This window comes from Rhizobium etli 8C-3, from assembly GCF_001908375.1.
GTDB lineage: Bacteria > Pseudomonadota > Alphaproteobacteria > Rhizobiales > Rhizobiaceae > Rhizobium > Rhizobium etli_B.
Window position 1 is genome coordinate 2821653 of sequence record NZ_CP017241.1, and the last position, 26269, is coordinate 2847921.

The 26269-nt window shown below is 60.0% G+C and carries 23 protein-coding genes and 1 pseudogene; 14 read left to right on the plus strand and 10 right to left on the minus strand.

Annotation, left to right across the window (positions count from 1 at the left end):
* Positions 1-51 precede the first annotated feature (51 nt).
* A complete protein-coding gene (locus AM571_RS14185) occupies positions 52-1230 on the minus strand; it encodes an NAD(P)/FAD-dependent oxidoreductase (protein WP_074061954.1) in 1179 nt (392 codons plus the stop codon).
* On the opposite strand from AM571_RS14185, the gene mnmD reads away from it, so the two are divergent.
* Positions 1229-1945, plus strand: coding sequence for a tRNA (5-methylaminomethyl-2-thiouridine)(34)-methyltransferase MnmD (gene mnmD, locus AM571_RS14190; RefSeq protein ID WP_074061955.1), 717 nt, complete (start codon positions 1229-1231; stop codon positions 1943-1945). The genes AM571_RS14185 and mnmD overlap by 2 nt on opposite strands.
* On the opposite strand, the gene AM571_RS14195 is transcribed toward mnmD, so the two are convergent.
* Positions 1942-5322, minus strand: a complete 3381-nt coding sequence (locus AM571_RS14195; RefSeq protein WP_074061956.1) for a response regulator — start codon at positions 5320-5322, stop codon at positions 1942-1944. The two genes, mnmD and AM571_RS14195, sit on opposite strands and share 4 nt — an antisense overlap.
* A 294-nt stretch (positions 5323-5616) precedes the next feature.
* On the opposite strand from AM571_RS14195, the gene AM571_RS14200 reads away from it, so the two are divergent.
* A complete protein-coding gene (locus AM571_RS14200) occupies positions 5617-6054 on the plus strand; it encodes a hypothetical protein (protein WP_074061957.1) in 438 nt (145 codons plus the stop codon).
* On the opposite strand, the gene AM571_RS36290 is transcribed toward AM571_RS14200, so the two are convergent.
* Complete coding sequence (locus AM571_RS36290) at positions 6026-6286, minus strand: hypothetical protein (RefSeq protein ID WP_155774453.1); 261 nt, start codon at positions 6284-6286, stop codon at positions 6026-6028. The two genes, AM571_RS14200 and AM571_RS36290, sit on opposite strands and share 29 nt — an antisense overlap.
* Positions 6287-6341: 55 nt before the next feature.
* Between AM571_RS36290 and AM571_RS14205 the strand changes: the two are divergent.
* Positions 6342-8037: pseudogene (locus AM571_RS14205) on the plus strand (DEAD/DEAH box helicase).
* Positions 8038-8284: 247 nt separating this feature from the next.
* Positions 8285-10066, plus strand: coding sequence for a B12-binding domain-containing radical SAM protein (locus tag AM571_RS14210; RefSeq protein ID WP_074061959.1), 1782 nt, complete (start codon positions 8285-8287; stop codon positions 10064-10066).
* Here AM571_RS14210 and AM571_RS14215 read toward each other — a convergent pair whose 3' ends face one another.
* The gene (locus tag AM571_RS14215) at positions 10067-10957 is read right to left on the minus strand and encodes a DMT family transporter (protein ID WP_074061960.1); all 891 of its coding nucleotides are present in this window, start codon (positions 10955-10957) and stop codon (positions 10067-10069) included.
* Between the two features lie 169 nt (positions 10958-11126).
* On the minus strand, positions 11127-12119 hold the full coding sequence (gene iolG, locus AM571_RS14220) for an inositol 2-dehydrogenase (RefSeq protein ID WP_074061961.1): 993 nt from the start codon (positions 12117-12119) through the stop codon (positions 11127-11129).
* A gap of 152 nt (positions 12120-12271) precedes the next feature.
* Here iolG and AM571_RS14225 point away from each other — a divergent pair, with 152 nt between their 5' ends.
* Positions 12272-12499, plus strand: coding sequence for a hypothetical protein (locus tag AM571_RS14225; RefSeq protein ID WP_074061962.1), 228 nt, complete (start codon positions 12272-12274; stop codon positions 12497-12499).
* On the opposite strand, the gene AM571_RS14230 is transcribed toward AM571_RS14225, so the two are convergent.
* Positions 12500-12985: a hypothetical protein gene (locus AM571_RS14230; RefSeq protein ID WP_074061963.1), complete on the minus strand. Its 486-nt coding sequence runs from the start codon at positions 12983-12985 to the stop codon at positions 12500-12502. It abuts the gene before it with no gap.
* A gap of 57 nt (positions 12986-13042) precedes the next feature.
* Entirely contained in the window at positions 13043-14047 is a 1005-nt protein-coding gene (locus AM571_RS14235; protein ID WP_074061964.1) for a LysR family transcriptional regulator, read from the minus strand.
* 272 nt (positions 14048-14319) lie between these two features.
* On the opposite strand from AM571_RS14235, the gene chvE reads away from it, so the two are divergent.
* The 9 genes from chvE (at position 14320) to AM571_RS14280 (ending at position 24840) form a co-directional block, all read left to right on the plus strand.
* Positions 14320-15384 carry a multiple monosaccharide ABC transporter substrate-binding protein gene (gene chvE / locus AM571_RS14240; RefSeq protein WP_074061965.1) on the plus strand — a complete coding sequence of 355 codons (1065 nt, stop codon included), beginning with the start codon at positions 14320-14322 and terminating at the stop codon, positions 15382-15384.
* A 98-nt stretch (positions 15385-15482) separates the two neighbouring features.
* The gene (gene mmsA / locus AM571_RS14245) at positions 15483-17021 is read left to right on the plus strand and encodes a multiple monosaccharide ABC transporter ATP-binding protein (protein WP_074061966.1); all 1539 of its coding nucleotides are present in this window, start codon (positions 15483-15485) and stop codon (positions 17019-17021) included.
* Positions 17018-18226: a multiple monosaccharide ABC transporter permease gene (gene mmsB, locus AM571_RS14250; protein WP_074061967.1), complete on the plus strand. Its 1209-nt coding sequence runs from the start codon at positions 17018-17020 to the stop codon at positions 18224-18226. The genes mmsA and mmsB overlap by 4 nt, the downstream gene beginning before the upstream one ends.
* Positions 18227-18337: 111 nt before the next feature.
* Positions 18338-19333, plus strand: coding sequence for an AraD1 family protein (gene araD1, locus AM571_RS14255; RefSeq protein ID WP_074063251.1), 996 nt, complete (start codon positions 18338-18340; stop codon positions 19331-19333).
* A gap of 70 nt (positions 19334-19403) precedes the next feature.
* Entirely contained in the window at positions 19404-20837 is a 1434-nt protein-coding gene (locus AM571_RS14260) for an aldehyde dehydrogenase family protein (RefSeq protein ID WP_074061968.1), read from the plus strand.
* Positions 20838-20896: 59 nt separating this feature from the next.
* A complete protein-coding gene (araD, locus tag AM571_RS14265; protein WP_074061969.1) occupies positions 20897-22636 on the plus strand; it encodes an L-arabinonate dehydratase in 1740 nt (579 codons plus the stop codon).
* Positions 22637-22758: 122 nt separating this feature from the next.
* Positions 22759-23001 (plus strand): hypothetical protein, encoded by a 243-nt coding sequence (locus AM571_RS14270; protein WP_074061970.1) that lies wholly within the window; start codon positions 22759-22761, stop codon positions 22999-23001.
* 45 nt (positions 23002-23046) lie between these two features.
* Positions 23047-23928 (plus strand): transglutaminase family protein, encoded by an 882-nt coding sequence (locus tag AM571_RS14275; RefSeq protein WP_074061971.1) that lies wholly within the window; start codon positions 23047-23049, stop codon positions 23926-23928.
* Between the two features lie 84 nt (positions 23929-24012).
* Positions 24013-24840 carry a transglutaminase-like domain-containing protein gene (locus AM571_RS14280; RefSeq protein ID WP_074061972.1) on the plus strand — a complete coding sequence of 276 codons (828 nt, stop codon included), beginning with the start codon at positions 24013-24015 and terminating at the stop codon, positions 24838-24840.
* A gap of 12 nt (positions 24841-24852) precedes the next feature.
* Here AM571_RS14280 and AM571_RS14285 read toward each other — a convergent pair whose 3' ends face one another.
* The 3 genes from AM571_RS14285 to AM571_RS14295 form a co-directional block, all read right to left on the minus strand.
* Complete coding sequence (locus tag AM571_RS14285; RefSeq protein ID WP_074061973.1) at positions 24853-25116, minus strand: DUF1488 family protein; 264 nt, start codon at positions 25114-25116, stop codon at positions 24853-24855.
* Positions 25113-25352 carry a hypothetical protein gene (locus tag AM571_RS14290; RefSeq protein WP_074061974.1) on the minus strand — a complete coding sequence of 80 codons (240 nt, stop codon included), beginning with the start codon at positions 25350-25352 and terminating at the stop codon, positions 25113-25115. The genes AM571_RS14285 and AM571_RS14290 overlap by 4 nt, the downstream gene beginning before the upstream one ends.
* Positions 25353-25446: 94 nt before the next feature.
* Positions 25447-26265, minus strand: coding sequence for a transglutaminase family protein (locus AM571_RS14295; protein WP_074061975.1), 819 nt, complete (start codon positions 26263-26265; stop codon positions 25447-25449).
* Between the last annotated feature and the right edge of the window lie 4 nt (positions 26266-26269).

The following is a 26269-nucleotide window of genomic DNA, read 5'->3' on the forward strand; positions in this document are numbered from 1 at the left end:
TAGGTGATTTGCATGACAGAATAACGAAAAGCACGAGCTTCTAATTCACGTTTAACGTGAAGCAGCCATGACGTGGCTCGAAAACGCGAAACTTTCCGGCAGGTCGCAAGGCGGGGAACGGCCCTCCACCATATGTACGGCAGCTTCGGCAAGACGGTGGGCAAGGCCGAAGCTGACCTTGAAGCCGCCGGTCAAGGCAATGAGCTTCGGATATATCGGATGCGGACCGATCATCGGATCGCGGTCGATCGCCTTTGGACGAAGGCCGGCCCAGCGCTCGACGACCCGCGCATCCCCAAGCACGGGGGCCATTTCGCGCGCAGCTTCGATCAGGGCGTCGAGTTGGGCATCGGTCGTATTGGGATTGGAAAAACGGGCCTCGCTGGTGCTGCCGATGGCAGCTTGGCCGCCCTCATGAACAATGATATAAAGACCGTCGCGGAAGATTGTTGGAAAGGCAGGATCGATGTCTGCCTTCAACAGCGCCGCCTGCCCCTTGACCGGTTGGCCGAGCGGCCTTTCCAGTCCGGGCGTGAAGCGCTGCAGAAGCGGAAATGACTGGTAACCTGCCGCGACGATACAGCGGCCAAAGGCGATGGTTTTCCCACCGGCTTCGGCGATCCCGCGTTCCGGTTGGAGACCGCCAACCGCAGCATTCTCGAGAATGCTCACTCGCTTGGCCTGCCTCAGAAAGGCGACAAGAGCAGCGACCAGCGCGCGGGGTGCTACGCGGGCAGCGAGCGTGTCGTGCACGAAGCCGCTCTCCCCGGCGGCAGGGTCGATCCAGCCTAAAACCGGCGGAGTATCTTCGACATTCCAATGGAAGCTGCTGCCATGCTGATGCCAATGTGTTGCGGCATCGGCGGAATGGGCGATCGCGATCTTGCGCAGATGCGGCTTCGGCAGCGGGATGATGCGGCCCGAGCGGCGGTAGCCGGTGGAAAGACCGGTGGCAGTTTCGATAGCATCAATCTCGGCTTCGAGGGAAACCAGCGCATCGAACTGGAACTGCTTCTTGGCATTCCATTTGTCCGGTAGATGCGGCATCAGCGCCCCCAGCAAGCCGCCGCTCGCACCCTTGCCCAATTCGCCCGCATCGACGAGGAGCGTGTCGATGCCGAGCCGCTCGGCATGAACCGCCGCCCACAGCCCCATGATGCCGCCGCCGGCGATCAGCAGGCTGACGGACGATTGACCAGAGGAGATGGCCGCACTATCGGCTTTAGGCATGACAGAGATTGATCCCGACCAGATGGACAGCACGAGCCAGCCGCTCGAATGGCGCGAGGGCGATATGCCTTATTCACAGGCCTTTGGCGACCATTTTTATTGCCAGACCGACGGGCGGCTCGAATGCGGCCACGTCTTTCTGGCGGGCAACGGCCTGCCGAAACGGTGGACGGGCAAGGACAGTTTCCGCATTGGAGAGTTGGGGTTCGGGACTGGGCTTAACCTTGTTGAAACATGGCGACAATGGAAAGTGAACCGCCAAATCGGCCAACATCTGAATTTCATTTCCTTCGAGCTCTACCCGATGCGCCCTCAGGAGATCGCTCGCGCACTCTCGCACTTTCCTGAAATCGATGCCGAGCGGCAGGCGCTGACGGCGCTGTGGCCGGCCCACCCGCAAGGCACCGTGACGCGTGCACTGGACGAGCAGACGACCTTGAGCGTTGTCTGCGGCCCGGCACTCGATGGCGTTGCGGCCGCCCAACCCGGTTTCGATGCCTGGTATCTCGACGGTTTCGCGCCGTCGCGCAACGCCGACATGTGGTCGCAAGAGCTGATGCGGCTCATCTGCGAGAAGACTCTCTGCGGAGGAAGCTTTGCGACCTATGCCGCGGCAGGCTTCGTCAGGCGCAATCTGATTGCAGCGGGATTTGCGGTCGAGCGGCGCAAGGGTTTCGCCGGCAAGCGCGAGATGCTCTGCGGCATAAAACCCTAAAGCCCTGACCGGCCAGGCAATTGCGTGCTCTTGCCGAGCCAGAGCTCGATTTTCTCTTCCAGCAGTTCGGGGCTGATCGGCTTGGACATGTAATCGTCCATGCCGGCGTCGAGGCAGAGCTGGCGGTCACTTTCGAGCGCATGCGCCGTCACGCCAATGATCGGCACGCGGTGACCCTGCCCGCGCTCTCGGACACGGATGGCGCGCGTCGCATCGTGGCCGTTCATCACCGGCATCGACACGTCCATCATGATGATCCGCGGCGCATGGCTTTCCCAGGCCTTGACCGCCTCCTGACCGTTGTTGACGACGAGGAAACTTAGCCCGGTACCTTGAAGGATCTGCGTGAAGACGATCTGGTTCACCTCGTTGTCTTCGGCCACGAGCACATCGACGAAGCCAGTCTTGCGATCTTCGGAGGGCGACGCCGTAGAAGGCTCCGGTTCCCTCATCTGAATTTCTGCCTGCAGGCGGGCGATTTCGGCTGCAGAGGCCTGCTTCAGGCGGCTTGCGCGCACGACCTCGGCGATCGTGTTGCGAAGGAGGTTGGCGCGCGCAGGTTTCATCAGATGCGCATCGCCGTCGAGGGCTGCGAACTCCTTCTCCGTGCCGGAGATATCCATTGAGGTCAGGAAGATGATCGGCAGGTTTTCGAAGCGGGCGTCGGCCCTGAGCTTGCGGGCGACTTCCGCACCGTTCATTTCCGGCATGTGATAGTCGAGCACCACGGCATCGACCTTGACGCCGATCTGGTGTGCGGTCTCAAGGATGGCAATACCGGTCCCGCCGCCTTCCGCAGCCACACCGTCAAAACCCCAAAGCGACAGCTGCTCGGAGAGAATGCGACGGTTGACCTCGTTGTCGTCGATGACGAGCACGCGTGCGCCGCGCACATTGACGGGCAGCGGCTTGGGATCGAGGCGGGCGGCAGCGATGGCGAAGGGAAGATTGACGGTGAAGACCGAGCCCTTGCCCGGTTCGCTCTCGGCCTCGACGTAGCCGCCAAAGAGATCGACCAGACCGGCTGTAATGGCAAGACCAAGACCGGTACCCTCGTGGCGCCGAGTGGAGGAGGAATCGACCTGCGAGAATTTGTCGAAGACCGATTGCAGCTTGTCTGCCGGGATGCCGATGCCTGTATCCTCGATCCTGATCTGGACCATGACCTCGCCGTCGGCGCCGGGCCGCGCGCCGATATCGACGAAGACATGCCCCTTCTCGGTAAACTTGACGGCGTTGCCGACGAGGTTTGTGACGATCTGGCGAAATCGCCCGGCATCGCCGATGAGGGCGGCAGGCAGGTTCGAATCGGCGCGCACCAGAAGCTCGAGATCCTTCTCCGCCGCGGGCGAAGAAAGCAGTGTGGCGACGTCCTCGACGGCTTCCACCGGATCGAAGGCAGCCTTGCGCAGCGTCATCTGCCCGGCATCGATCTTCGAGAAGTCCAAAATGTCGTTGATGATCGTCAAAAGCGCGTTGCCGGACTTGACGATGATATCGATGAATGTCTTCTGCCGCGCGTCAAGATCGGTCTTCGCCATGAGTTCGGCCATGCCGAGCACGCCGTTCATCGGCGTGCGGATTTCATGGCTCATATTGGCGAGAAATTCCGACTTGGCGCGATCGGCAGCTTCTGCCCGCGCCAACAGCCGCTCAAGCTCTTCCTCGCGGTCTTTCATTTCGGTGACGTCGGTGAAGAGCGCGACCCAATGGCCGCCTTCGCTGATCGTCGCCTCCATGTTCACCCAGCGCTCGCCGGCTACATGGAAGACAGTGGCAATCGGCTGCTTTGCGGCGATATTCGTACGCCAATAGTGCAACACCTCGGCGGCAGTGCCCTTGAAGTCGCCGCGATCGGCGCAGAAATTGAAGAGGTCGATCCAGCCGCGGCCCGCAACGAGGTATTCCGGCGGAATTCGCAGGACTTCCGAAAGCGCATCGTTGGAGAGCTTGATGATGCCGTCCTGGACGATCGTCAGGCCCTGCGGCATGGCCCGCGTCGCATCCCGCATCAGTTCGCCGAGATGCTGAAGGGCAGCGCGTGCTTCATTGATTGCCTTTTCGCTCGCGCGAATGGCGCTCATATCGGAATAGGAGAGCAAAATGCGGTCGTTCGAGATGCGGCGGCTGTCGAAGATGATCGATTTGCCGCCCGACCAGCTGAGTTCGACCGGCTCCTGCTCACCGCCCGAACCGAAATGGCGCTGTCGTTCCGAAAGGATCTCTTCCGGGCTTTGCCCGTAGCCATAGCGCCCGAGTTGGTAATTGCGGCGGATGACATCGATGAACGGCCGGCCGTCAAAACGATCCTCAGGCGGCAGATCGCAGATCGTGTAGAATTCGTCGTTTATGTAGAGGATATCGAGATTGTTATCGAGGATCAGAACGCCGACCGGCAGCGAACGCAGGATGTTTTCAATGTCGCGATGCAGGACTTCGGCATGCTTCTGCGCCTCGATCAGCTTGGCCTCACGCTCCTTGAGCGGGGAGATGTCCGAGAAAGAACCGACGACATAGACCTTGCCGTCCGGCGTCTTTACGCGATTGACGCGAGTAAGGATCGGATAAACTGTTCCGTCCCTGCTTGGAAGCTGACCTTCCACCACAGTGAGCGAGCCGTCCTTGAGAGCCAGGGCGTTTTCCTCATAGATGCTGGCGCCGCTCTCCTTGCCGAACATCTCAGACTCTGTGAGGCCAAGCACCTTCGACCGGAAATGGCCGGTGAAGGTCTCGTAATACTGGTTGGCGTAGACGAGGCGGTGCTGTTCATCGCGCGCGAAGGCGGCAACCGGCAGGTCTTCCATGATGGTGCGGAGGAGATCGAGCTCATTGACGCTCTCGTGCCATCCGTTTTCGGCGAGCGATAGCTTGTTTTCGTTTCGATGGGCCGAATTGACGATGAGCGGGCGGCCGTCATCAGCGAAAATGCCGATCGGATGATCAATTTTTTCCAACGCAGCCCGGACGCGCTCGAAATCGGCGAGCAAAGCCTGATCCGGCCCCGAAAGAACCGGTCGGCGGGGCTGCGCGCGCGCCTCAAAGATCCCGAGGACATAGGCCCGGTCTTCCGACGGCATGAAGCTTTCGATCCGGACCCGCTCGTGTCCGGTTCCGGCAGTGTCGAAGCAGATAGCGGTTTCCTCGGTGCCGAAGACGAGTGCGCGGCGCTCCTTGTCTTCACGCTCCTCCTCTTCCGGGCGCTCGAGAATTTCGCGGGTCCGGCGGCCGATGAAATCGGAAATTTCCCTGCCGAAGAAGCGGGCATAAGCCTTATTGACGGCAACGTAGCGAAGTTCGCTGTTCTTGACATAGGCAGGAGCATCCAGATCTGCGATCCGGCTGCATGCCAGTTCGAGAAGGTCACCGCTCGATGTCAAAAGATGTCGCCTCGCTGTCAGGAGAAGGTGTTTTGTTCTGGCATCCACTATAGGTGTAAGCCGTTTAACAAGGTTTTAACCTTAACATCTTCCCCGAAAGCACGAGGTTGCCGCTCGCTTCGATGACACGTTCTGGAGATCTGGATCCGGATGGCGAAGTTTCGACCCAAGTGTATCAGGAACCATGCTATAATCTCCCACGTTGTAAGACTGAACTCGATCAGTTGGCCGCGTTTTGCCACGGTTTCTCCTGACGGCTTCAAGTAACAAGTTCGTCTATGAAAGGAGACGATCATGTCCGTACTTCACAAGACCATGGCGGCGGGCTTGATGGCGTTGACTTTGACTGGCACCTGCCTCATTCCGGCAACCCCGGCGAACGCCGGTTCGAGCGATGAATTCTGGGGCGGCGTTGCGGCCGGAGCAGTCGGCGGCCTCCTGCTCTCGCACGCTGTGCGTCCCTACCCTGGCTACGGCTATTATGGTCCCGGACCCTATTATGGAGCCGACTCCGGACCTTATTACGGAGCCTATTCTAGACCGTACTACAGGCCCTACTACAGTCCGTATCCGGTCTATCGGAGCTATTACCGGCCCTACCGGCCCTACTATCGCTCCTACTATCGGCCTTACCCGGCCTATTACCGCAATTACGGATATTGCGGCGTGGAGCGCCGCTATGATCACCGGGCGGACGTATGGGTCAGAGTTCGGGTGTGCCCCGGCTATTGAGGAGCATGCGTGCGACGCGCCGCCGCTCGTCCACGCGGCGGCGCAGCACCTTTCTCAAGCTCAACTCTTGACTTTCAAGTTGAACTAGACCAAATGCAGGCGAGCTTTCACCTTCCGGCCGCCGCGTGAGCTGCCCCTGCGAAAAAAGACAAACGCAAGAAGAAGGATAAAAGCGCATTTCATGGAATGCCGCGATCCCAAGTGCGGCCAGAAGCGCTGGAAGCTTTTCCAACACACAAGTTCCCACTTCACGCGGGGTTCTTGACGCCAGAATGATACCGGACCGCATGGTGCGATCCGGCGCATCGTTTTGGCGCCCTGAAAGGTTATGCCTTGACTAATTTTGAATCGCTTGGTGTCTCCAAGCCGATCGTCGCCACGCTTTTTCAGCTCGGCATTGAAACGCCGACGCCCATTCAGGCGCAGGCAATCCCTCTTCTCCTCGAAGGCCGCGATTTGATCGGCCTCGCCCAGACCGGCACTGGCAAGACGGCGGCCTTCGGCCTTCCGCTCATTGAAAAACTGCTCGCCGATGACAAGCGTCCCGACAATCGCACGACGCGTACGCTCATCCTCGCTCCGACGCGCGAGCTGGTGAACCAGATCGCCGAGAACCTAAAGAACTTCGTGCGCAAGTCGCCGCTGCGCATCAATGTCGTCGTCGGCGGCGTGTCCATCAACAAGCAGCAGCAGCAGCTCGAACGCGGCACCGACATTCTTGTCGCGACACCCGGCCGCCTCCTCGACCTCATCAACCGACGCGCCATCACGCTGACGACGGTACGCTATCTCGTGCTCGACGAAGCCGACCAGATGCTCGATCTCGGCTTCGTGCACGATCTGCGCAAGATCGCCAAGCTCGTTCCGAAGCGCCGCCAGACCATGCTCTTCTCGGCAACCATGCCGAAGGCGATCGCCGATCTTGCGGGCGAATACCTGACCGATCCGATCAAGGTGGAAGTGACGCCCCCCGGCAAGGCTGCGGACAAGGTTGAACAGTACGTCCACTTCGTCGGCGGCAAGAATGACAAGACGGAATTGCTGAAGAAGTCGCTTTCGGAAAATCCCGATGGCCGCGCGATCGTGTTCCTGCGCACCAAGCACGGCGCCGAGAAGCTGATGAAGCATCTCGATCACGTCGGGTATTCTGTCGCTTCGATCCACGGCAACAAGAGCCAGGGCCAGCGCGAGCGCGCCCTGAAGGCATTCCGCGACGGCGGCATCAAGACTCTGATCGCGACCGACGTTGCCGCCCGCGGCATCGATATTCCGGCCGTCAGCCATGTGTTCAACTACGATCTTCCGGAAGTGCCGGACGCCTATGTTCACCGCATCGGCCGTACGGCCCGCGCCGGCCGCGACGGCATCGCAATCGCCTTCTGCGCGCCGGACGAGGCACGCCTGCTGCGCGATATCGAAAGGCTGATGAGCATCGAGATCACCGTTGCCAGTGGCGAACCGCCGGCAGACATGCGCGCGGCTCCGCGTCGCGGCAACGGCAACAACCGCAATCGCGGTGGCCAGGGCCGTGGTGGCGAAGGTCGCGGCGATGGCCGTCCGGGTGAACATCGCTCCGGCAATCGCCAGGACCGCCGTCCGCGCCGCGAAGGCGAAGCAGGCGAAGTCCGCGCAAACAACGAGGAACGCCGCGATCGCCATCCGCGTCCCGAGCGCCAGACTGCCCGCAACGAGGACTTCCGCGGCCAGCGCCGCGGCGAAGCAACACCCCAGGGTCCGGACAACGATCTCGTATCTACCTCGGATTTCCGACCGGCCAAGAAGCCGCAACAGCGCCCGCACGGCAACACCGATGCGAACCGCCATCATCCCGGTGCCGCCCGCAACGCGCACGGCCGCCCTGGCCGCAAGCATGGAGAGGATCGGGGCAAGCAGTCTCATGGTGAGCACCGTCAGGAAGGCTCCGGCGGCATCCGTCGCAAGGGCCCCCGCAATGGCGGCGGCCAGCGCCGCGAACAGGCTTGAATACAGAACTGAAAGGGGCCGGGTATCTTCCGGCCTTTTTTTGCTTTAAGCCTAGGTGAACGGCTTACCGGCGAACGGCCTAAAGGGACTGCGCGCCGGCGACATGTGAAAACTATCGCAATCTGCATTGCTATTTTTCGGGCATATCTGCCGATCTTTGCAGTTCCGATTGCATGCCAGCGCACGACACTTACCCTCATTGAGTGCATTCAACGACAGACTGCCCATTCAATAAGAGAGATAGACCTTGCGATCACCCGTAACGTCCGGCAGCCGCCGCTTTCAGCTCATTCTGCTCAAGCCCTCGCACTATGACGACGACGGCTATGTGATCCGCTGGTGGCGGGCCATGATCCCTTCGAACTCTCTGGCGGCACTCTTTGGCATTGCGGCAGACTGCGCCGAGCGCGAAGTGCTCGGCCAAGGTGTCGGCATCGACATCAAGGTGATCGACGAAACCAATACGCGCGTGCATATTCCGGAACTTCTCGCGCTGCTGAAGCAGCACGGAAATTTCGGCATGGTCGCGCTGGTCGGCGTTCAGTCGAACCAGTATCCGCGGGCGCTCGACATTGCCCGCCCGTTTCGCGCGGCGGGCATCCCAGTCTCGATAGGCGGCTTTCACGTTTCCGGTTGTCTTTCAATGCTCGACGGCAAGGCGGTCGAACTCGACGCCTGCCGGGAGATGGGCATTTCGATGTTCGCCGGCGAGGCCGAAGGCAGGCTCGACAAGGTCTTGCAGGACGCGGCCTATGGCAAGCTCGAGCCGGTCTACAATTTCATGAACGACCTTCCGGGCATCGGCGGCACGCCTGTGCCCTTCCTGCCCAAAAAGAATGTCGAACACACGCTCGGGCTAAGCAGCAGCTTCGATGCCGGGCGTGGTTGCCCCTACCAGTGCTCGTTCTGCACGATCATCAATGTGCAGGGCCGCAAATCCCGTTTCCGCTCCACCGACGATATTGAAAAGCTGGTGCGGATGAACTGGGCGCAGGGTATCCACAAATTCTTCATCACCGACGACAACTTCGCCCGCAACAAGGACTGGGAAGCGATCTTCGACCGGCTGATTGAACTGAAGGAAAGGGATGGCATCCCGCTCGGCCTAATGATCCAGGTCGATACACTCTGTCACAAGATTCCGAACTTCATTGAAAAGGCAAAACGCGCCGGCGTCACGCGAGTCTTCATCGGCCTGGAGAACGTCAATCCGGACAACCTGACGGCCGCCAAGAAGAACCAGAACAAGATCACCGAATATCGGAAGATGCTGCTCGCCTGGAAAGCGCAGGGCATCATGACGCTTGCCGGTTACATCCTCGGCTTTCCTTCCGACACGCCGGAAACAATTCGTCGCGACATCAAGATCATTCAGCGCGAGCTGCCGCTCGATGTCATCGAGTTCTTCGTCCTGACGCCGCTGCCGGGCTCGGAAGATCACCAGACACTCTGGCGCAAGGGCATCCCGATGGACGCCGACCTCAATACATACGACGTCGAACATGTCTGCACTGCGCACGAGAAGATGAGCAGGCAGGAATGGGAGAGCATCTATCACGAGGCCTGGTCGCTTTACTATTCGCCGGAGCATGTGAAGACGTTGCTGCGCCGGGCCGTTGCGAGCGGCTTGCCGCTTGCAAGCCTCGTCAAGGTGCTGGTGTCGTTTGCAACCACGGTACCGCTCGAAAAGGTGCATCCTCTGCAAAGCGGTCTGCTGCGGCTGAAGCACCCCTCGGAACGGCGGCCCGGGTTGCCGCAGCACCATCCCCTCGTCTTCTGGCCGCGATTCGTGTGGGAAACCGTTGTCAAGCACGTTGCGTTGGCAGGTTCCATCCTGCGCATGAGCGCAACTGCGTTCCTCATCAAGAGAAATCCGGCATCCAAAAATTACATGGACCAGGCGCTGACGCCGGTTGATGACGGCGAGGAAGAGAAGCTCGACCTGTTCACCAAGACGGCCGGCGGTACCGCGGCCGTCACGCATGTGCGGAAAATTGCGCAGCTGACACATGCCAACCATCAGGCTTGATCAAGCCTCAGCCATCCGGGCACTTTTCCGGTTCGTCAGATAGACGCCGGTGACGACCACGATCGTTCCGGCGATCAGCGGCACGGTCAGCGGTTCGCCGAAAGCAATGAAGGCCTCGACCGCGACCGCCGGCGGCATCAGGTAGATCAGCGATGCGGCCCGCGAGACCTGGCCACGGCGGATCAGATATAGAAGCAGCCCGATCCCGCCCATCGACAGGCCGAAGACCGACCAGATCAGCGCACCGAAAGCTTCTGCCGTTGGGTCGAAATGCAGGCGCTCGAAGGCGAGTGCGAGCGGCAGGGTCACGATCAGCGCCCCCACATATTGCATCGTCGCGATGGTCTTGAGATCACCGGTCTGCAAGTGTTTCTTCTGGTAGATCGTGCCGTATGTGACGGAGACCATGGCAATTAGGTTGATCGCGAGCGGCACAGCGGCGTGAACGAGGCTCGCTGCGACTGGATCGAGAAGTTTCGGGGAAACGGCGACTGCTATGCCGAAGAAGCCGAGGAGAAGGCCGAACTTCTGGGTGGGCTGCAGTCGTTCGCCGATCAGGAAGGGCGCCACCATCGCCGTCAGCAGGGGCTGCAGCGCGGCGATGATGCCGGAAATGCCTGCCGCAACGCCGTTGGCAATCGCCCACCAAAGGCCGGCAAGATAGAACCCGTGCAGAAACAAACCGGAATAGATAGCCCGCAGAACCGTGGCGCGATCCGGCCATTTCGCCTTCAGCACCCAGCAGAGACCGAAAAACGCCAAGGCCGAAAGCCCATAACGGATGCCGAGGAAGGTGAAAGGCTCCGAATGTCGCGCCGCGTATTTCGCGACGACCCACCCAGTCGACCAAAGCAGGACAAAAATGGCGGGAGCGAAACGATCGAGGGTCATGGGAGCTCGGGGCAATGCGGCGTCGGGCGCTGATAGCCCTCCAGCCGCCCCGCGTCAAAGGCGAAGCATTGATACTTATTTCAAGTTTCGCTGATGATTGGAGCAACAACGGAAATGGCCGGGCGTCTGCCCGGCCATTTCCTGAGCGGCTTGCGGCCGGGAGTTGCCGTCAGCCGATCTTGATGAGCTTGCCTTCCTTGACGGACTGGACCGCTGCGTCGGCGAGCACCAGCGCGGCAAGGCCATCGGCGCCGGAAGGCGAAATCGTTGCGTCCTTCTCGACCGCTGCGATGAAGCTTGCGATCTCGTTGGCGTAGGCTTCCGTGTAACGGGTCATGAAGAAATCGTGCAGCGGCGGACGTGTGTAGCCGTCACGGTTGGCGACCTCGATCGAGACCGGACGCTGATTCTCGGCCGCAACCATGCCTTCCGATCCGTGCACTTCGATGCGCTGATCGTAGCCGTAGGTGGCGCGGCGGGAGTTGGAGATGATCGCCTGCTTGCCGGACTGCGTCTGCAGGATAATCGAAACGCTGTCGTAGTCGCCGGCCTCGCCGATTGCCTTGTCGACAAGGACAGCGGCCGTTGCAGTTACCGAAACCGGCTCCTCACCAAGCAGGAAGCGGGCCATGTCGAAGTCGTGGATCGTCATGTCGCGGAAGATGCCGCCGGAGCGCTTGATGTAGTCGACCGGCGGGGCCCCGGGATCGCGCGAGGTGATTGTCACCATTTCGACCTCGCCGATGCGGCCGTCGTCGATTGTCTTGCGCACGGCCATGAAATGCGGGTCGAAGCGGCGATTGAAACCGACCATCAGCTTCGCCTTGGTCTCATCGACAATCCTCATGCAGGCCTTGACACGGGCAACGTCGAGATCGATCGGCTTTTCGCAGAAGATCGCCTTGCCGGCCCGCGCGAAGCGCTCGATCAGATCCGCATGCGTATCGGTCGGCGTGCAGATGACGACGGCGTCGATATCCTTGGCGGCCTCGATCGACTCGATCGTACGGAGCTCGCAGCCATATGCGGAAGCGATCGCCTCGGCCGCCTTTGGAAGCGCGTCGGCGACGGCGACGAGTTTCGCATTGGCGTCGCCGCTCACGGCCTTGGCGTGAACCTTGCCGATGCGGCCGGCGCCGAGAAGACCAAATCTGACTGTCATGAGAACCTCCCTGAATTCGGAACAGATGAACCGAACTGCGATAATTGTGGAATTTTCATTCCATTTTCTATTCGAGCCGTCAAGCCTGTTGCCCTTTCACATTCTCGAAATCCATCCTAAAGACAAGTGATCGAAATATGACCGGGGGATACATGCAGCTGATCGATCCAAACCATCCGGCCTACCGCCGCGTCTGGGTGCGGGCGCTGATCGTTGGCGTGTGCCTAACCTGGGCGGCGCTGGAATTCATTACCGGCGACCCGTTCTGGGGCGTGCTGTCGGCCGGCGCCGGCGTCTATGCTTTTTACATGCTGTTCTGGACTTTCAAGCCGCAGCCCCCTGCCGAGGCTGTAAAACCGGAAGAGACGGACCCTAAATAATCAGCGGCCGCGACGCCGCATGGCCTCATCGACCAGCAGGTTGGCGAGCATCATGCGCTTCGTTGCATTCTCCCGGAATGAAGGCGCGACACGATCGGGATGATTCGACTTGGCAAAGGCACGACGCTTTTCGTTCAACGTCAGCAGCGTATCGGCGGCTGTGATGGAGAGCTCCGCAGCGATTTCGGCAGGCGCAGTGCGGGCAAGATGTTCCGGCATGACGGCTTCCGGCTCAGGCTCCGCAATGGGCTGCGGCTGGATTTCCTCGTCTGCCGCGGCAACAGGCGCCTCCGGTTCCAGATTTTCGAGATAGGCTTGGCCCGGCCGCTGCGACGCCGCTGATACGCCCTCCATGACGTCGAAGGCAAGACCAGTGCTGAAGCCATGAACGCGATGCGCGACGGACGCTTCTGCCTCGTCTCCGCTTTCTTCCTCTGCTTTCAGCCGCTCAAGAACGGATTGAAAAACTGATTGCCCGAACAGCATTCCTCTTCCCTTTAAAGTGGCGCATTGAATACCGCCTGCATGGCGCCGGGCTTGCGCTCAGCCTCGATGCTTCCGGCTTTCCTCGAAGATGAGGTCGTAGAGAAGCCGCGCGCTCGGAGGCAGGGCACGTTCGCGCGCGGTGATCAGGCTGTAGGGCTTTACGTCGATGTTGAAATCGGTCGGCAGCACCCGCACGTCGGATGCCTTCGCGTCCTGGCCGGCGAGAAACTGGGCAACATCCAGCGCCACGGGCGCGATCGCGTCCGTCTCGCAGATGATCGCGCAGGTGAGCAGCAAGGAAGACGTATTGACGATATTTTCGGGCAGCGGCACGCCCGCTGCCAGAAAGATATCCTCCAGCGTCCGCCGAAGCAGGGTGCCGGGCGGCTGGAAGACCCACCCGTAACCATGAAGATCGGCGAGGCTGCTCACATTCTTCTTGAGGAGCGGATGGTCCCGCCGCACGATCAGACAAGCTTTTTCGATGCCAATCTCACGCACTTCGAAGAGCCGCGGATTGAGGTCGTCGGGAATACGGCCGATGATGAAATCGTGTCTGGCGGCGAGCAATTCACGCGCCAGAACGTTGCTGGTCTCCACCTCGATGTTGATCTCGATGCCCGGAAACGCCTTGCGAACCTTGTCGATGGCCGGAACAACCAGACTCATGGCTGGCGCAGTCACCGCGCCGATGAAGACGGACCCTCCCTTGCCGCTCTTCAATTCGCTGATCTCGCGGCCGGCCTCGCGCAGTTCCAGCAGAATTTTTCTTGCACGCTTTGCGAGTGCCTGCCCGAAAGTCGTCAGCACGACACCGCGGGCGATTCGTTCGTAAAGCGGCGTCTTCACGATCGATTCCATTTCAGCGAGCATTCTGGAGGCGGCAGGCTGGGAGATGTTCAGGCTCTCCGCTGCCGCGGAAATCTGTCCGCTATCTTCGATTGCGACGATCATCCGCAGGTGATTGAGCTTCAAGCCCGCTCGCAGAAAGGCATCATCGCCAAAATTGTCGCTGTGGACATCGATCCGATCCTCGGAAACCGGCCCGGAAACAATCGCCATGGTTGCGGCCTCCCACCCGCCTTCCATTAAAAGTAATACTTTTTAACGATATACCAAATTTGTTATGCACTTTACCACTTATTCTATTTGACAGTTATAAGATTCCATACGAGTTTGCGGCCGTGTGCTGGTTGGCACTCAACACGTGTGAGATCGTGGAGGAGACCTACTTCGTTTCTCACCATCTGAAGTAACTATCCAATCTGCGGAACCTGCCACAGTTTCGTGGCGGGCGAATTTTCGTCCGCCGACTATTAACAAGGGAGAGAGAAATGAAATCCATTATCTCATTGATGGCTGCGGCCGCCATCGGCGTCGCTTCATTCGTTATGCCGGCACTGGCGCAGGACAAGGGGACCGTCGGCATCGCAATGCCCACGAAGTCCTCCGCTCGCTGGATCGACGACGGCAACAACATCGTCAAGCAGCTTGAGGCGGCCGGCTACGGTACCGACCTGCAGTATGCAGACGACGACATTCCGAACCAGCTGTCTCAGATCGAGAACATGGTCACGAAGGGCGTCAAGGTTCTCGTTATCGCCGCCATCGACGGCACGACGCTTTCCGACGTTCTCCAGAAGGCTCATGACGCCGGCATCAAGGTCATCGCCTACGACCGCCTGATCCGCGATTCGGCCAACGTCGACTACTATGCAACGTTCGACAACTTCCAGGTTGGCGTTCTGCAGGCGACCTCCATCGTTGACGCCCTCGGCCTCAAGGAGGGCAAGGGTCCGTTCAACATCGAACTCTTCGGCGGATCGCCGGACGACAACAACGCCTTCTTCTTCTATGACGGCGCAATGTCTGTCCTGCAGCCCTACATCGACAGCGGCAAGCTCGTCGTAAAGTCTGGCCAGACCGGCATGGACAAGGTCGGCACGCTGCGCTGGGACGCAGCAACGGCTCAGGCCCGCATGGACAACCTGCTGTCGGCTAACTACACCGACGCCAGGGTCGACGCCGTCCTTTCTCCGTACGACGGTCTGTCCATCGGTATCATCTCTTCGCTGAAGGGCGTTGGCTATGGCACCCCTGAACAGCCGCTCCCGGTCGTTTCCGGCCAGGACGCGGAAATTCCGTCCGTGAAGTCGATCATTGCTGGCGAACAGCACTCGACAGTTTTCAAGGACACGCGCGAACTCGCCAAGGTCACCGTTGCAATGGTCGACGCTGTCATGTCCGGCAAGGAGCCGGAAGTCAACGACACCAAGACCTACGACAACGGCGTCAAGGTTGTTCCGTCCTACCTGCTGAAGCCGGTAGCGGTCGACAAGACCAACTACGAGAAGGTTCTCATCGAAGGCGGTTACTATACGGCTGACCAGCTGAAGTAACCATACCAGGTTGACCGGAACCCGCTGGTTGCGGGTTCCGGTCTTCACTTTTATGATCGTCGCGCCGTATTTCCGGCTGCTGGCGTTGGATTTTGACTATGGACAATACAATCCTCGAAATGCGGAACATCACCAAGACGTTCCCGGGCGTAAAAGCGCTTGAGAATGTGAACCTCAAGGTTCGTCAGGGTGAAATTCACGCATTGGTGGGCGAGAACGGGGCCGGAAAATCGACCCTCATGAAGGTTCTCTCCGGCGTTTACCCGGCCGGCACTTACGATGGCGAGATCGTCTACGAAGGCGAAGTCCGCAACTTCAAGGTCCTGAAGGACTCGGAAGAGATCGGAATCGTCATCATCCATCAGGAGCTGGCGCTCGTGCCGCTTCTGTCGATCGGCGAGAATATCTTCCTCGGCAACGAGAATGCCAAGAGCGGCATCATCAGTTGGCAGGAAACATTCAACCGCACGCGCCAGCTGCTCGCAAAAGTCGGCCTGCGCGAATCCCCGGACACGCTTGTCACCGACATCGGCGTCGGCAAGCAACAACTCGTCGAGATCGCCAAGGCGCTGTCGAAGAGCGTGAAACTCCTGATCCTCGACGAACCGACGGCATCGCTCAACGAAAGCGACTCGGATGCGCTGCTGAACCTGCTGATCGAATTCCGCAACCAGGGACTCACCTCGATCATCATCACCCACAAGCTGAATGAAGTGCGCAAGGTTGCCGACCAGATCACCGTTCTGCGCGACGGCATGACGGTCAAGACGATGGACTGTCACACCGAAGAAATCAGCGAAGATATCATCATCAAGAACATGGTGGGCCGCGAGCTCGCCGATCGTTATCCGCCGCGCTCCGTGCCGATCGGCGAAACGATCCTGGAAGTCAAGAACTGGAACGCCTACCACCAGCATCACCGCGACAGGCAGGTGCTGCACAATGTCAACATCACCGTTCGCAAGGGCGAAGTCGTCGGCATAGCCGGCCTTATGGGTGCCGGCCGCACTGAATTCGCCATGAGCGTCTTCGGAAAATCCTACGGTCATAAGGTGAGCGGCGAAGTGCTGATGCATGGCAAGCAGGTCGATGTCAGCACCGTCCGCAAGGCGATCGATTCCGGTCTCGCCTATGTGACTGAGGACCGCAAGCATCTCGGCCTCGTGCTTGGAGAGAACATCGTTCACAACACCACGCTGGCCAATCTGGCCGGGGTGTCGAACGCGACGATCATCGATAGCATCAGGGAATCCAAGGTCGCATCGGACTACCGTTCGAAGCTGCGCATCCGCAGTTCCAGCATCTTCCAGGAAGCGGTCAACCTGTCGGGCGGCAACCAGCAGAAGGTCGTGCTGTCCAAGTGGCTGTTCTCCGATCCCGACGTCTTGATCCTCGACGAACCCACCCGCGGCATCGATGTCGGTGCAAAATATGAAATCTATACTATCATCAACCAGCTCGCCGCCGACGGCAAAGGCGTTCTGATGATCTCATCGGAAATGCCGGAACTGCTTGGCACGTGCGACCGCATCTATGTCATGAATGAAGGGCGTATCGTTGCGGAACTGCCAAAGGGAGAGGCGAGCCAAGAAACCATCATGCGCGCTATCATGCGCTCAGGGGAGAAGAAACAATGACTCCGGTCAACCCTCCAGCCGCCGAGGAAAGCAACGTCGTTTCCGTTGCCGACTACATCCGTGGCAACATCCGTGAATACGGCATGCTCATTGCGCTCGTCGCGATCATGGTTTTCTTTCAGTTCTACACCGGCGGCATTCTCTTCAAGCCGGTCAACCTGACGAACCTCGTTCTGCAGAACTCGTTCATCGTCATCATGGCGCTCGGGATGCTGCTCGTCATTGTGGCCGGCCACATCGACCTGTCCGTCGGATCGATTGTCGCCTTCGTCGGCGCCCTCGCCGCCATGATGATGGTCACGTGGCAGATGAATTTCGTGGTGGCGGGCATTCTGTGCCTGATCATAGGCGGCATCATCGGTGCCGCCCAAGGCTACTGGATCGCCTACCACCGCATCCCGTCCTTCATCGTGACGCTTGCCGGCATGCTGGTCTTCCGCGGCCTTACGCTCTTCGTACTCGGCGGCAAGAACATCGGACCGTTCCCGAAGGATTTCCAGATCATCAGCACCGGCTTCCTGCCGGGCAGCATGATCGACATCGCCGGAACGCCGGTGCAGTCCACGTCGCTGATCCTGACACTCATTATTCCGGTCGTGCTGTTTTACCTTGCCTGGCGCCGCCGCAAGGTGAATGAGAGCCACGGCATAGATGTTGAGCCGATGGGCTTCTTTATCGCCCAGCACGCCGTCGTTTCCCTGGCGATCCTCTTCCTCGGCTATCAGCTGTCGACTTACAGAGGCCTGCCGAACGTTCTCGTCGTCATGCTCGTGCTCATTGCGGCCTATGCATTTGTCACGCGCCGAACGACGATCGGCCGGCGCATCTATGCGATGGGCGGCAACGAAAAGGCTACCAAACTCTCAGGTATCAACACCGAGCGCCTGAGCTTCTACACCTTCGTCAACATGGGCGTCCTTGCCGGCCTTGCAGGCATGATCGTGGCGGCTCGCTTGAACTCGGCAACGCCGAAGGCAGGCGTGGGCTTCGAACTCGACGTCATCGCGGCGTGCTTCATCGGCGGCGCTTCGGCCTCCGGCGGTGTCGGCAAGATCACCGGTGCCGTCATTGGCGCGTTCATCATGGGCGTCATGAACAACGGCATGTCGATCGTCGGCCTCGGTATCGATTTCCAGCAGATGGTGAAGGGCCTCGTGCTTTTGGCCGCCGTCTTCTTCGACGTTTATAACAAGAATAAGGGCTAGGCGTTCGCGCGCCAGTCCAGGCATTTGCAGTCATGAGAAAGACCCGTTCCGGCTCCCTCGGGAGCCGGAGAGGCGGAGCTTTTCCGCACCCAGCTAAAGAGGATGAAAGCCGTGCTTATTTCGCAGATCAAGGGTTCGAACGGAGAGATCATCGTCGCCGTGCGTGAGCCAGGCGGTGCAGCGAAAGCCGTAAAGAATGCAGGCAGCGTCTATGCGCTGGCAATGGAAGCTGCAGACGCCGGCAAGTCGCTCGTTTCCATCATCGAGGCGCATGGCTACGGCGATGCCGTCGACCTGGAGAAGGCCTACGGCGAAGGCAAATTCCTTCCGCCCATCACGCATCCGGATGCTGCTCACCTGCACCTTACGGGTACGGGCCTGACGCATCTCGGCTCGGCGGCGACCCGTGATTCCATGCACAAGAAGGCCACCGAGGCCGCGGAAGAAACCCTCACGGACTCGATGAAGATGTTCAAGATGGGCATCGAGAACGGCAAGCCGAAGGCTGGCGAAAAGGGCGTACAGCCCGAATGGTTCTACAAGGGCAACGGCTACGGCGCCGCAGCGCCGGGCGCTCCCCTCGTCTCCCCTTCCTTCGCGCTTGATGGCGGTGAAGAGCCGGAAATGGCGGGCATCTACGTGATTGCCAAGGACGGTACCCCCTTGCGCATCGGCTTTGCGCTCTCCAACGAATTTTCCGACCACGTCACCGAGCGGATCAACTATCTCTATCTCGCCCACTCCAAGCTGCGTCCGGCAAGCTTCGGTCCGGAAATCCGCATCGGCCTTGCCCCGCAAGACATTCGCGGCACCTCGCGCATCAGGCGCGGCGACAACGTGATTTTCGAAAAGCCGTTCCTCTCCGGTGAGGCGAACATGTCGCATACTTTTGCAAATCTCGAGTATCACCACTTCAAGTATGGCCTCTTCCGCGTCCCCGGCGACGTTCACGTTCACATGTTCGGCACGGCGACGCTCTCCTTCGCAGATGGCGTCAAGACGGAAGAAGGCGATGTTTTCGAAATCGAGGTTGCCGAATTCGGCCTGCCTCTGCGCAATCCGTTGAAGGTTGCCGCCGAGGAAAATATTGCCGTGAAGCAGCTTTGAATTTTGCGCTGGGCTGGCCGCGATCTGCGGCCGGACCACTCTGTAAAGGGTAAAGGAGGCTCGTTCAGCCATGACCATTTATCAAAACCTGATCGCCGGCGAATGGACCGGCGCCGACGCCGTCGAGAACATCAATCCTTCCGATACGAAGGAGGTCGTCGGCCTCTATGCCAGCGGCTCCGCCACCGACACCAACAACGCAATCGCCGCCGCCAAGGCCGCTTTCCCGGCCTGGTCGCGTTCTGGCATCTGGGAGCGCCACGTCATCCTCAAGAAGGCCGGCGACGAGATCATGGCGCGCAAGGACGAACTCGGCGCGCTGCTTGCCCGTGAAGAAGGCAAGACACTGCCGGAAGCCATCGGCGAGACGATCCGCGCCTCGCAGATCTTCGAATTCTTCGCAGGCGAAGCGCTTCGCCTTGCCGGCGAAGTCGTGCCCTCCGTGCGCCCGAACATCGGCGTCGAGATCACTCGCGAGCCACTCGGCGTCATCGGCATCATCACGCCCTGGAACTTCCCGATCGCGATCCCTGCCTGGAAGATCGCCCCGGCGCTCTGCTACGGCAACACCATCGTCTTCAAGCCGGCCGAACTCGTTCCAGGCTGCTCCTGGGCGATCGTCGATATCCTCAACCGTGCAGGCCTGCCGAAGGGGGTGCTGAACCTTGTGATGGGCAAGGGTTCGATCGTCGGCCAGACAATGCTCGACAGCCCCGACCTTGCCGGCATCACCTTCACCGGCTCGGTCGGCACCGGCAAACGCGTGGCGCTATCCTCGATCGAGCATAATCGCAAGATTCAGCTCGAAATGGGCGGCAAGAACCCGATGGTCATTCTCGACGACGCCGATCTTTCCGTCGCCGTCGAAGCGGCCGCCAACTCGGCCTTCTTTTCGACCGGCCAGCGCTGCACGGCATCGTCACGCCTGATCGTGACGGAAGGCATCCACGACAGGTTCGTTCAAGCCATGACCGAGAAGCTGAAGACACTGAACGTCGATCACGCATTGAAGACCGGCACGCATATCGGCCCGGTCGTCGACGAGCGACAGCTGAAGACCGACACCGACTACATAGAAATCGGCAAAAAGGAAGGCGCCAAGCTTGCCTTCGGCGGCGAACTGATCTCGCGTGACACACCCGGCTTCTACCTTCAGCCGACGCTGTTCACTGAAGCGACCAACCAGATGCGCATTTCCCGGGAGGAAATCTTCGGACCTGTGGCATCGGTCATCCGCGTCAAGGATTACGAAGAGGCGCTGGCTGTCGCCAACGACACGCCGTTCGGCCTATCGTCGGGCATCGCGACCACCAGCCTCAAGCACGCGACGCACTTCAAGCGCAATGCCGAGGCCGGCATGGTCATGGTCAACCTGCCGACCGCCGGCGTCGATTTCCATGTTCCCTTCGGCGGACGCAAGGCCTCGTCCTACGGCTCGCGCGAGCAGGGCAAGTACGCAGCCGAATTCTTCACAACCGTCAAGACCGCCTACACACTGGCGTAACGACATCATCGGGTTCCTGGTCCCGTGAGGCGACCTGGAAGCCGTGAAGGACAGAGACTATGAAAAAGAAAGCTGAATGGCCGCGTAAGCTGCGGTCGCAGGAATGGTACGGCGGCACGAGCCGAGACGCGATCTACCACCGCGGCTGGCTCAAAAATCAAGGGCATCCGCACGACCTGTTCGACGGACGGCCGGTTATCGGCATCCTCAACACCTGGTCGGATCTGACACCGTGCAACGGTCATTTGCGAGAGCTCGCCGAGAAAGTGAAGGCGGGCGTGTGGGAGGCAGGCGGCTTTCCGGTCGAGGTGCCGGTGTTCTCGGCATCCGAAAATACCTTTCGCCCGACGGCGATGATGTATCGCAACCTGGCCGCACTCGCGGTTGAGGAGGCAATCCGCGGCCAGCCCATCGATGGCTGCGTGCTGATGGTCGGCTGCGACAAGACCACTCCGTCGCTTCTCATGGGGGCCGCCTCCTGCGACTTGCCCTCGATCGTCGTCACAGGCGGGCCGATGCTCAACGGCTATTTCCGCGGTGAACGCGTCGGCTCAGGTACGCATCTGTGGAAGTTTTCCGAAATGGTGAAGGCTGGCGAGATGACGCAGGCCGAGTTCCTCGAGGCGGAGGCCTCGATGAGCCGTTCGTCGGGCACCTGCAACACCATGGGCACCGCCTCTACCATGGCTTCCATGGCCGAGGCTCTCGGCATGGCGCTTTCCGGCAATGCCGCGATCCCGGCGGTCGATTCCCGCCGCAAGGTCATGGCGCAGCTTACCGGCCGGCGTATCGTTCAAATGGTCAAGGACGATCTGAAGCCATCTGACATTATGACGAAAGAGGCCTTCGAAAATGCCATCCGCGCCAATGCGGCTATCGGCGGATCGACCAACGCCGTTATCCACCTGCTCGCCATGGCCGGCCGTGTCGGCGTCGATCTTTCACTGGACGATTGGGACCGCTGCGGACGCGAGGTTCCGACCATCGTCAACCTGATGCCATCGGGCAAGTACCTTATGGAGGAGTTCTTCTATGCGGGCGGCCTGCCGGTGGTGTTGAAGCGCCTCGGCGAGGCCGACCTCCTGCACAAGGACGCGCTGACGGTATCTGGCGAAACCATCTGGGATGAGGTCAAGGACGTCGTCAACTGGAACGAGGATGTGATCCTGCCCGCCGAAAAGGCGCTGACTTCTTCGGGCGGCATCGTCGTGCTGCGCGGCAATCTGGCGCCGAAGGGCGCGGTGTTGAAGCCTTCGGCAGCCTCCCCGCATCTGATGGTGCACCGTGGCAGGGCGGTGGTGTTCGAGGACATCGACGACTACAAGGCCAAGATCAACGACGACAGCCTCGACATCGACGAAACCTGCGTCATGGTCATGAAGAACTGTGGACCGAAGGGATATCCGGGCATGGCCGAGGTCGGCAACATGGGTTTGCCGCCCAAGGTGCTCAAGAAGGGCATCACCGACATGGTGCGCATCTCCGACGCCCGCATGTCCGGCACGGCCTACGGCACCGTCGTGCTGCACACCTCCCCGGAAGCGGCGGTCGGCGGGCCGCTGGCGGTAGTCAAGAGTGGCGACATGATCGAGATGGACGTGCCGAACCGTCGTCTGCATCTCGACATTTCTGAGGAGGAACTGGCCCGGCGGCTTGCCGAATGGCAGCCGAACCATGAGCTGCCGACGTCCGGCTATGCCTGGTTGCACCAGCAGCATGTCGAAGGGGCAGATACCGGCGCCGACCTCGACTTCCTCAAGGGATGTCGCGGAAACGCTGTCGGCAAGGACAGCCACTAGCCGCGCGCATCGAGACTCCAGACCGATGAAGAGGCGGGGTAAAGCTCCGCCTTTTTCTTGGGACCGGCATTTCTTCCGGAACGTTCTCGCCTCGCCGCCGTTACCGCGCAAGGGAGGGAACCATGCGTGGCGTGCAAAAATCGATTGTGCTCAGTGCCTTCACCAAGGATGAGCACGGTAGCCTGATTCCGGCATTCGAGCCTCGGCAGATGAAGAGGGAGGAAACGGCCGTCTATATCGCGCAGACGCTCGTCAAGGATTATGATGGAGTCGTCGTCTGGTGCAGCGAGGGAAACCATGCCATCGGCGAAGAAGGCTCATCGGTGATCCTGTTCCGGTCAGGGCTGGTGCCGGAATTCGATTAGTCAAAGCCATTTATCGTATCGAAGCTCCGGGGCGGGCGAGGCAGGATGACCGTTTATTCCGTCAAGCACATCACGCATTATTCTTATAAGCGGCCTGTCGCCTTTGGCCAGCACCGCGTTCTTTTCCGCCCACGCGACAGCTTCGACCAGCGACTCCTGGATGCAACAATGACGATCGATCCGGAACCGGCAGGAATTCGCTGGATACACGACGTGTTTGGAAATTGTATTGCGCTCGTGGATTTCGAACAGTCAGCGGATCAGTTACGGTTCGAGACCAATATTCGCCTCGACCACACGCCGCAGGTGCCGCTCGATCTGGAAATCGATCGAAAGGCTCTGACCTACCCCTTTTCCTACGACGACGAGGAGATGACCGACCTTTCCTGCACGATCACGCGCCACTACGAGGATCCGGGTGGTGCGGTCGCACACTGGGCCCATCAGTTCGTTGGAACACGCTCGTCGGGCCAGACAGGCCACGTCCTGATGACGCTCTGCTATGCGATCCACGAGAGTTTTGTTTATGCCCGCCGCTCTGAACATGGAACGCAGGCGCCGATCCAGACGCTGATGATGCGGCAGGGAACTTGCCGCGACTTTGCCCTGCTGATGATGGAAGCGGCGCGTTCGCTAGGCCTCGCCGCCCGTTTCGTCACCGGCTATATCTACGTGCCGGATCGCGACGGTTCGAAGACGCTCGGCGGCGGCTCGACGCATGCCTGGTGCCAGGTTTATCTCCCGGGCGCCGGGTGGGTGGAATTCGATCCAACGAACGGCATCGTCGGCAACCACGATCTGATCCGCGTCGGCGTTGCGCGCGATCCTCGCCAGGCCGTCCCGCTGTGGGGCAGCTATGACGGAGCGGCTGACGATTTCGACGACCTGGTTGTGCAGGTCAATGTCACCACCGAAAAGTTAATATGACGAAGTTCCCCTTCAGTGTGGAACTGAACGGTCGTCCTGGCGTTCCTTGATGGCCCGCGGGCTTGCGGCGACGAAGGAGCTTCCATGAAGATTCGCGCTGGTTTCATGATCGGCTATGAATGTGTACAGCCAACGCCAATGCTTCTCGTCCTCAATGTCCACCCCTCGCGGCGTCCCGACCTCCTTACGGATCAGGTGCTGTCGTTCAGCCAGCCGATCCCTGCATGGAACTACACGGATGGTTTCGGGAATTCCTGCACGCGCATCGTCGCCCCCCCGGGACTGACCACGATTTCGACCGCGTTCGAGATCTATGACAGCGGCCAGCCGGATGTGGTGCCGCTGGATGCGCCGCAACACGAGATCATGGACCTGCCGGACGAGGTGCTCGTATTCCTGCTTGGCAGCCGTTACTGCGATACGGACCGGTTGAGCGATTTCGCCTGGGCGACGTTTTCGCAGACGAAACCCGGCTGGCCTCGGGTGCAGGCCGTTGCCGATTTCGTGCACGGCCATATCGAGTTCGACTACCTGAAAGCCGATCTGCTGCGTACCGCCCATGGTGGGTATTGCGACAAGACCGGCGTCTGCCGCGACTTCGCGCATCTTGCCATAACCCTCTGCCGCTGCCTGAACATTCCAGCGCGCTATTGCACAGGATATCTCGGCGATATCGGCGTACCGCCCGATCCGGCGCCCATGGATTTCAGTGCATGGTTCGAAGTCTATCTGGGCGGCCACTGGCATACGGTCGATGCCCGTCACAACGTTCCGCGGATCGGCCGCATACTGATGGGAACCGGCCGCGATGCGACGGATGTTGCCATCTCGACCGCTTTCGGCCCGGCTGTATTGAAGCAGTTCGATGTCGTCACGGAAGAGGTGCCTGGCGATAGCGGCGCGATCGCCTGAACATTTTCACGATCACCGGAAATCCCGCGCGGTAAGCGTCAGATTATTGCCGCGCCGATGTGCATAGGCTCTGGCGGCTGCTTCTTGGATCGTAGAGCGTGCGGCGTCAAAGGCATTCAGACAGTCAAGCTCCGAAGCGTTCGCCGCAGCGGATTGTCCAAGCGCTGCTGCTTCGACGAGAAACCTGATTTCAAACATGCCGTCGTAGCCGGTAAAGCGGACAACCTTCCTCGTTTCGTCGAACGTACGGCTTTTGTTCGGAAAGATAAGCGTCATTCGGCTAAGTCCTCCAAATGAGCGCGGTCAGCGCGAAGAGCTGCAGCGATCAGATCGCATTCAAAAGTGTGAGCACGCAGCTGTTGATTGAAATCGACGAGCTGTTCTGTGGCCAGCGAGCTCGGTTCTCCCCGCAGTGAGATTCCCGCAATATGGGCTTCCTGAGCTGCGATGCGGTTTCTGTCTTCCGTTACGCGCCGGCGGGAAAGCTCCAGATCTTTAAAAGAATAAGCCATTGCTTATTATAGCACGGCTTCGGCAGAAATCTTATAACACCAAAGAAAATCTTACTGTCTTCTTTCTGCGCATAGTTTTGAGCCATGCTGGCCATCAGCTCTGGCTCTGCATCTGGCCCTGATCCTCGACCTTGACCATGACCGAGAGCTTCTCGCCAGGCGTGCCGATACGCATGCCCGAAACCGGGGCAGCGTCACGATAGCATAGACCGGAAGCGACGCGGACGTAGCGGGCGTCGGGGCAAATGTCGTTTGCCGGATCGAAGCCGACCCAGCCAAGGCCGGGAATGTGCGCTTCACCCCAAGCATGCGTCGCAGCCTGCTCGGCCTTTCCTTCCATCATCAGGTAGCCGGAGACATAGCGCGTGGGCACCTGCAATGCGCGAGCCGCCGAAACGAAGATATGGGCATGGTCCTGGCAAACGCCGCTCTTCTTCTCCATGGCCTGTTCGGCGGTCGTGTCCGTGTTGCTGGTCCCCGGCTTGTAGTCGACCGCTTGGTGAATGGCCGCCATCAGCGCGTGCATCAGCGCGAGTTCATTGTCGCCGTTTACCGTCCGTATGAGTTCCCTGATGAGCCTGCCGGGCTTGGTGCGCGGCGTGTCGCGCAGGAACAGCCACAGCGGACAGAAACCCGTATGCGGGCCGGTCACTCCGTTGCGATCTTCGGTTTCCACTTCACCCTCGGCGACAATGCGCGTCACCTGCTGTTCGCCTTGGAGCGAGACGAGGTTCACATGGTTGCCGAACTGGTCGTCATACTCCACCTCTGGCTTGGCGCCTTCGACACGCAGCGACCAGTCCAAAACGTTCTGGCCGACGGCTGAGGGCGGCGTCAGACGCAGCCGTTGCAGCGAGAACTGCGACGGCTCGTCGTAGTGGTATTCGGTGACATGGCTAATCTTCAGTCTCATCTCA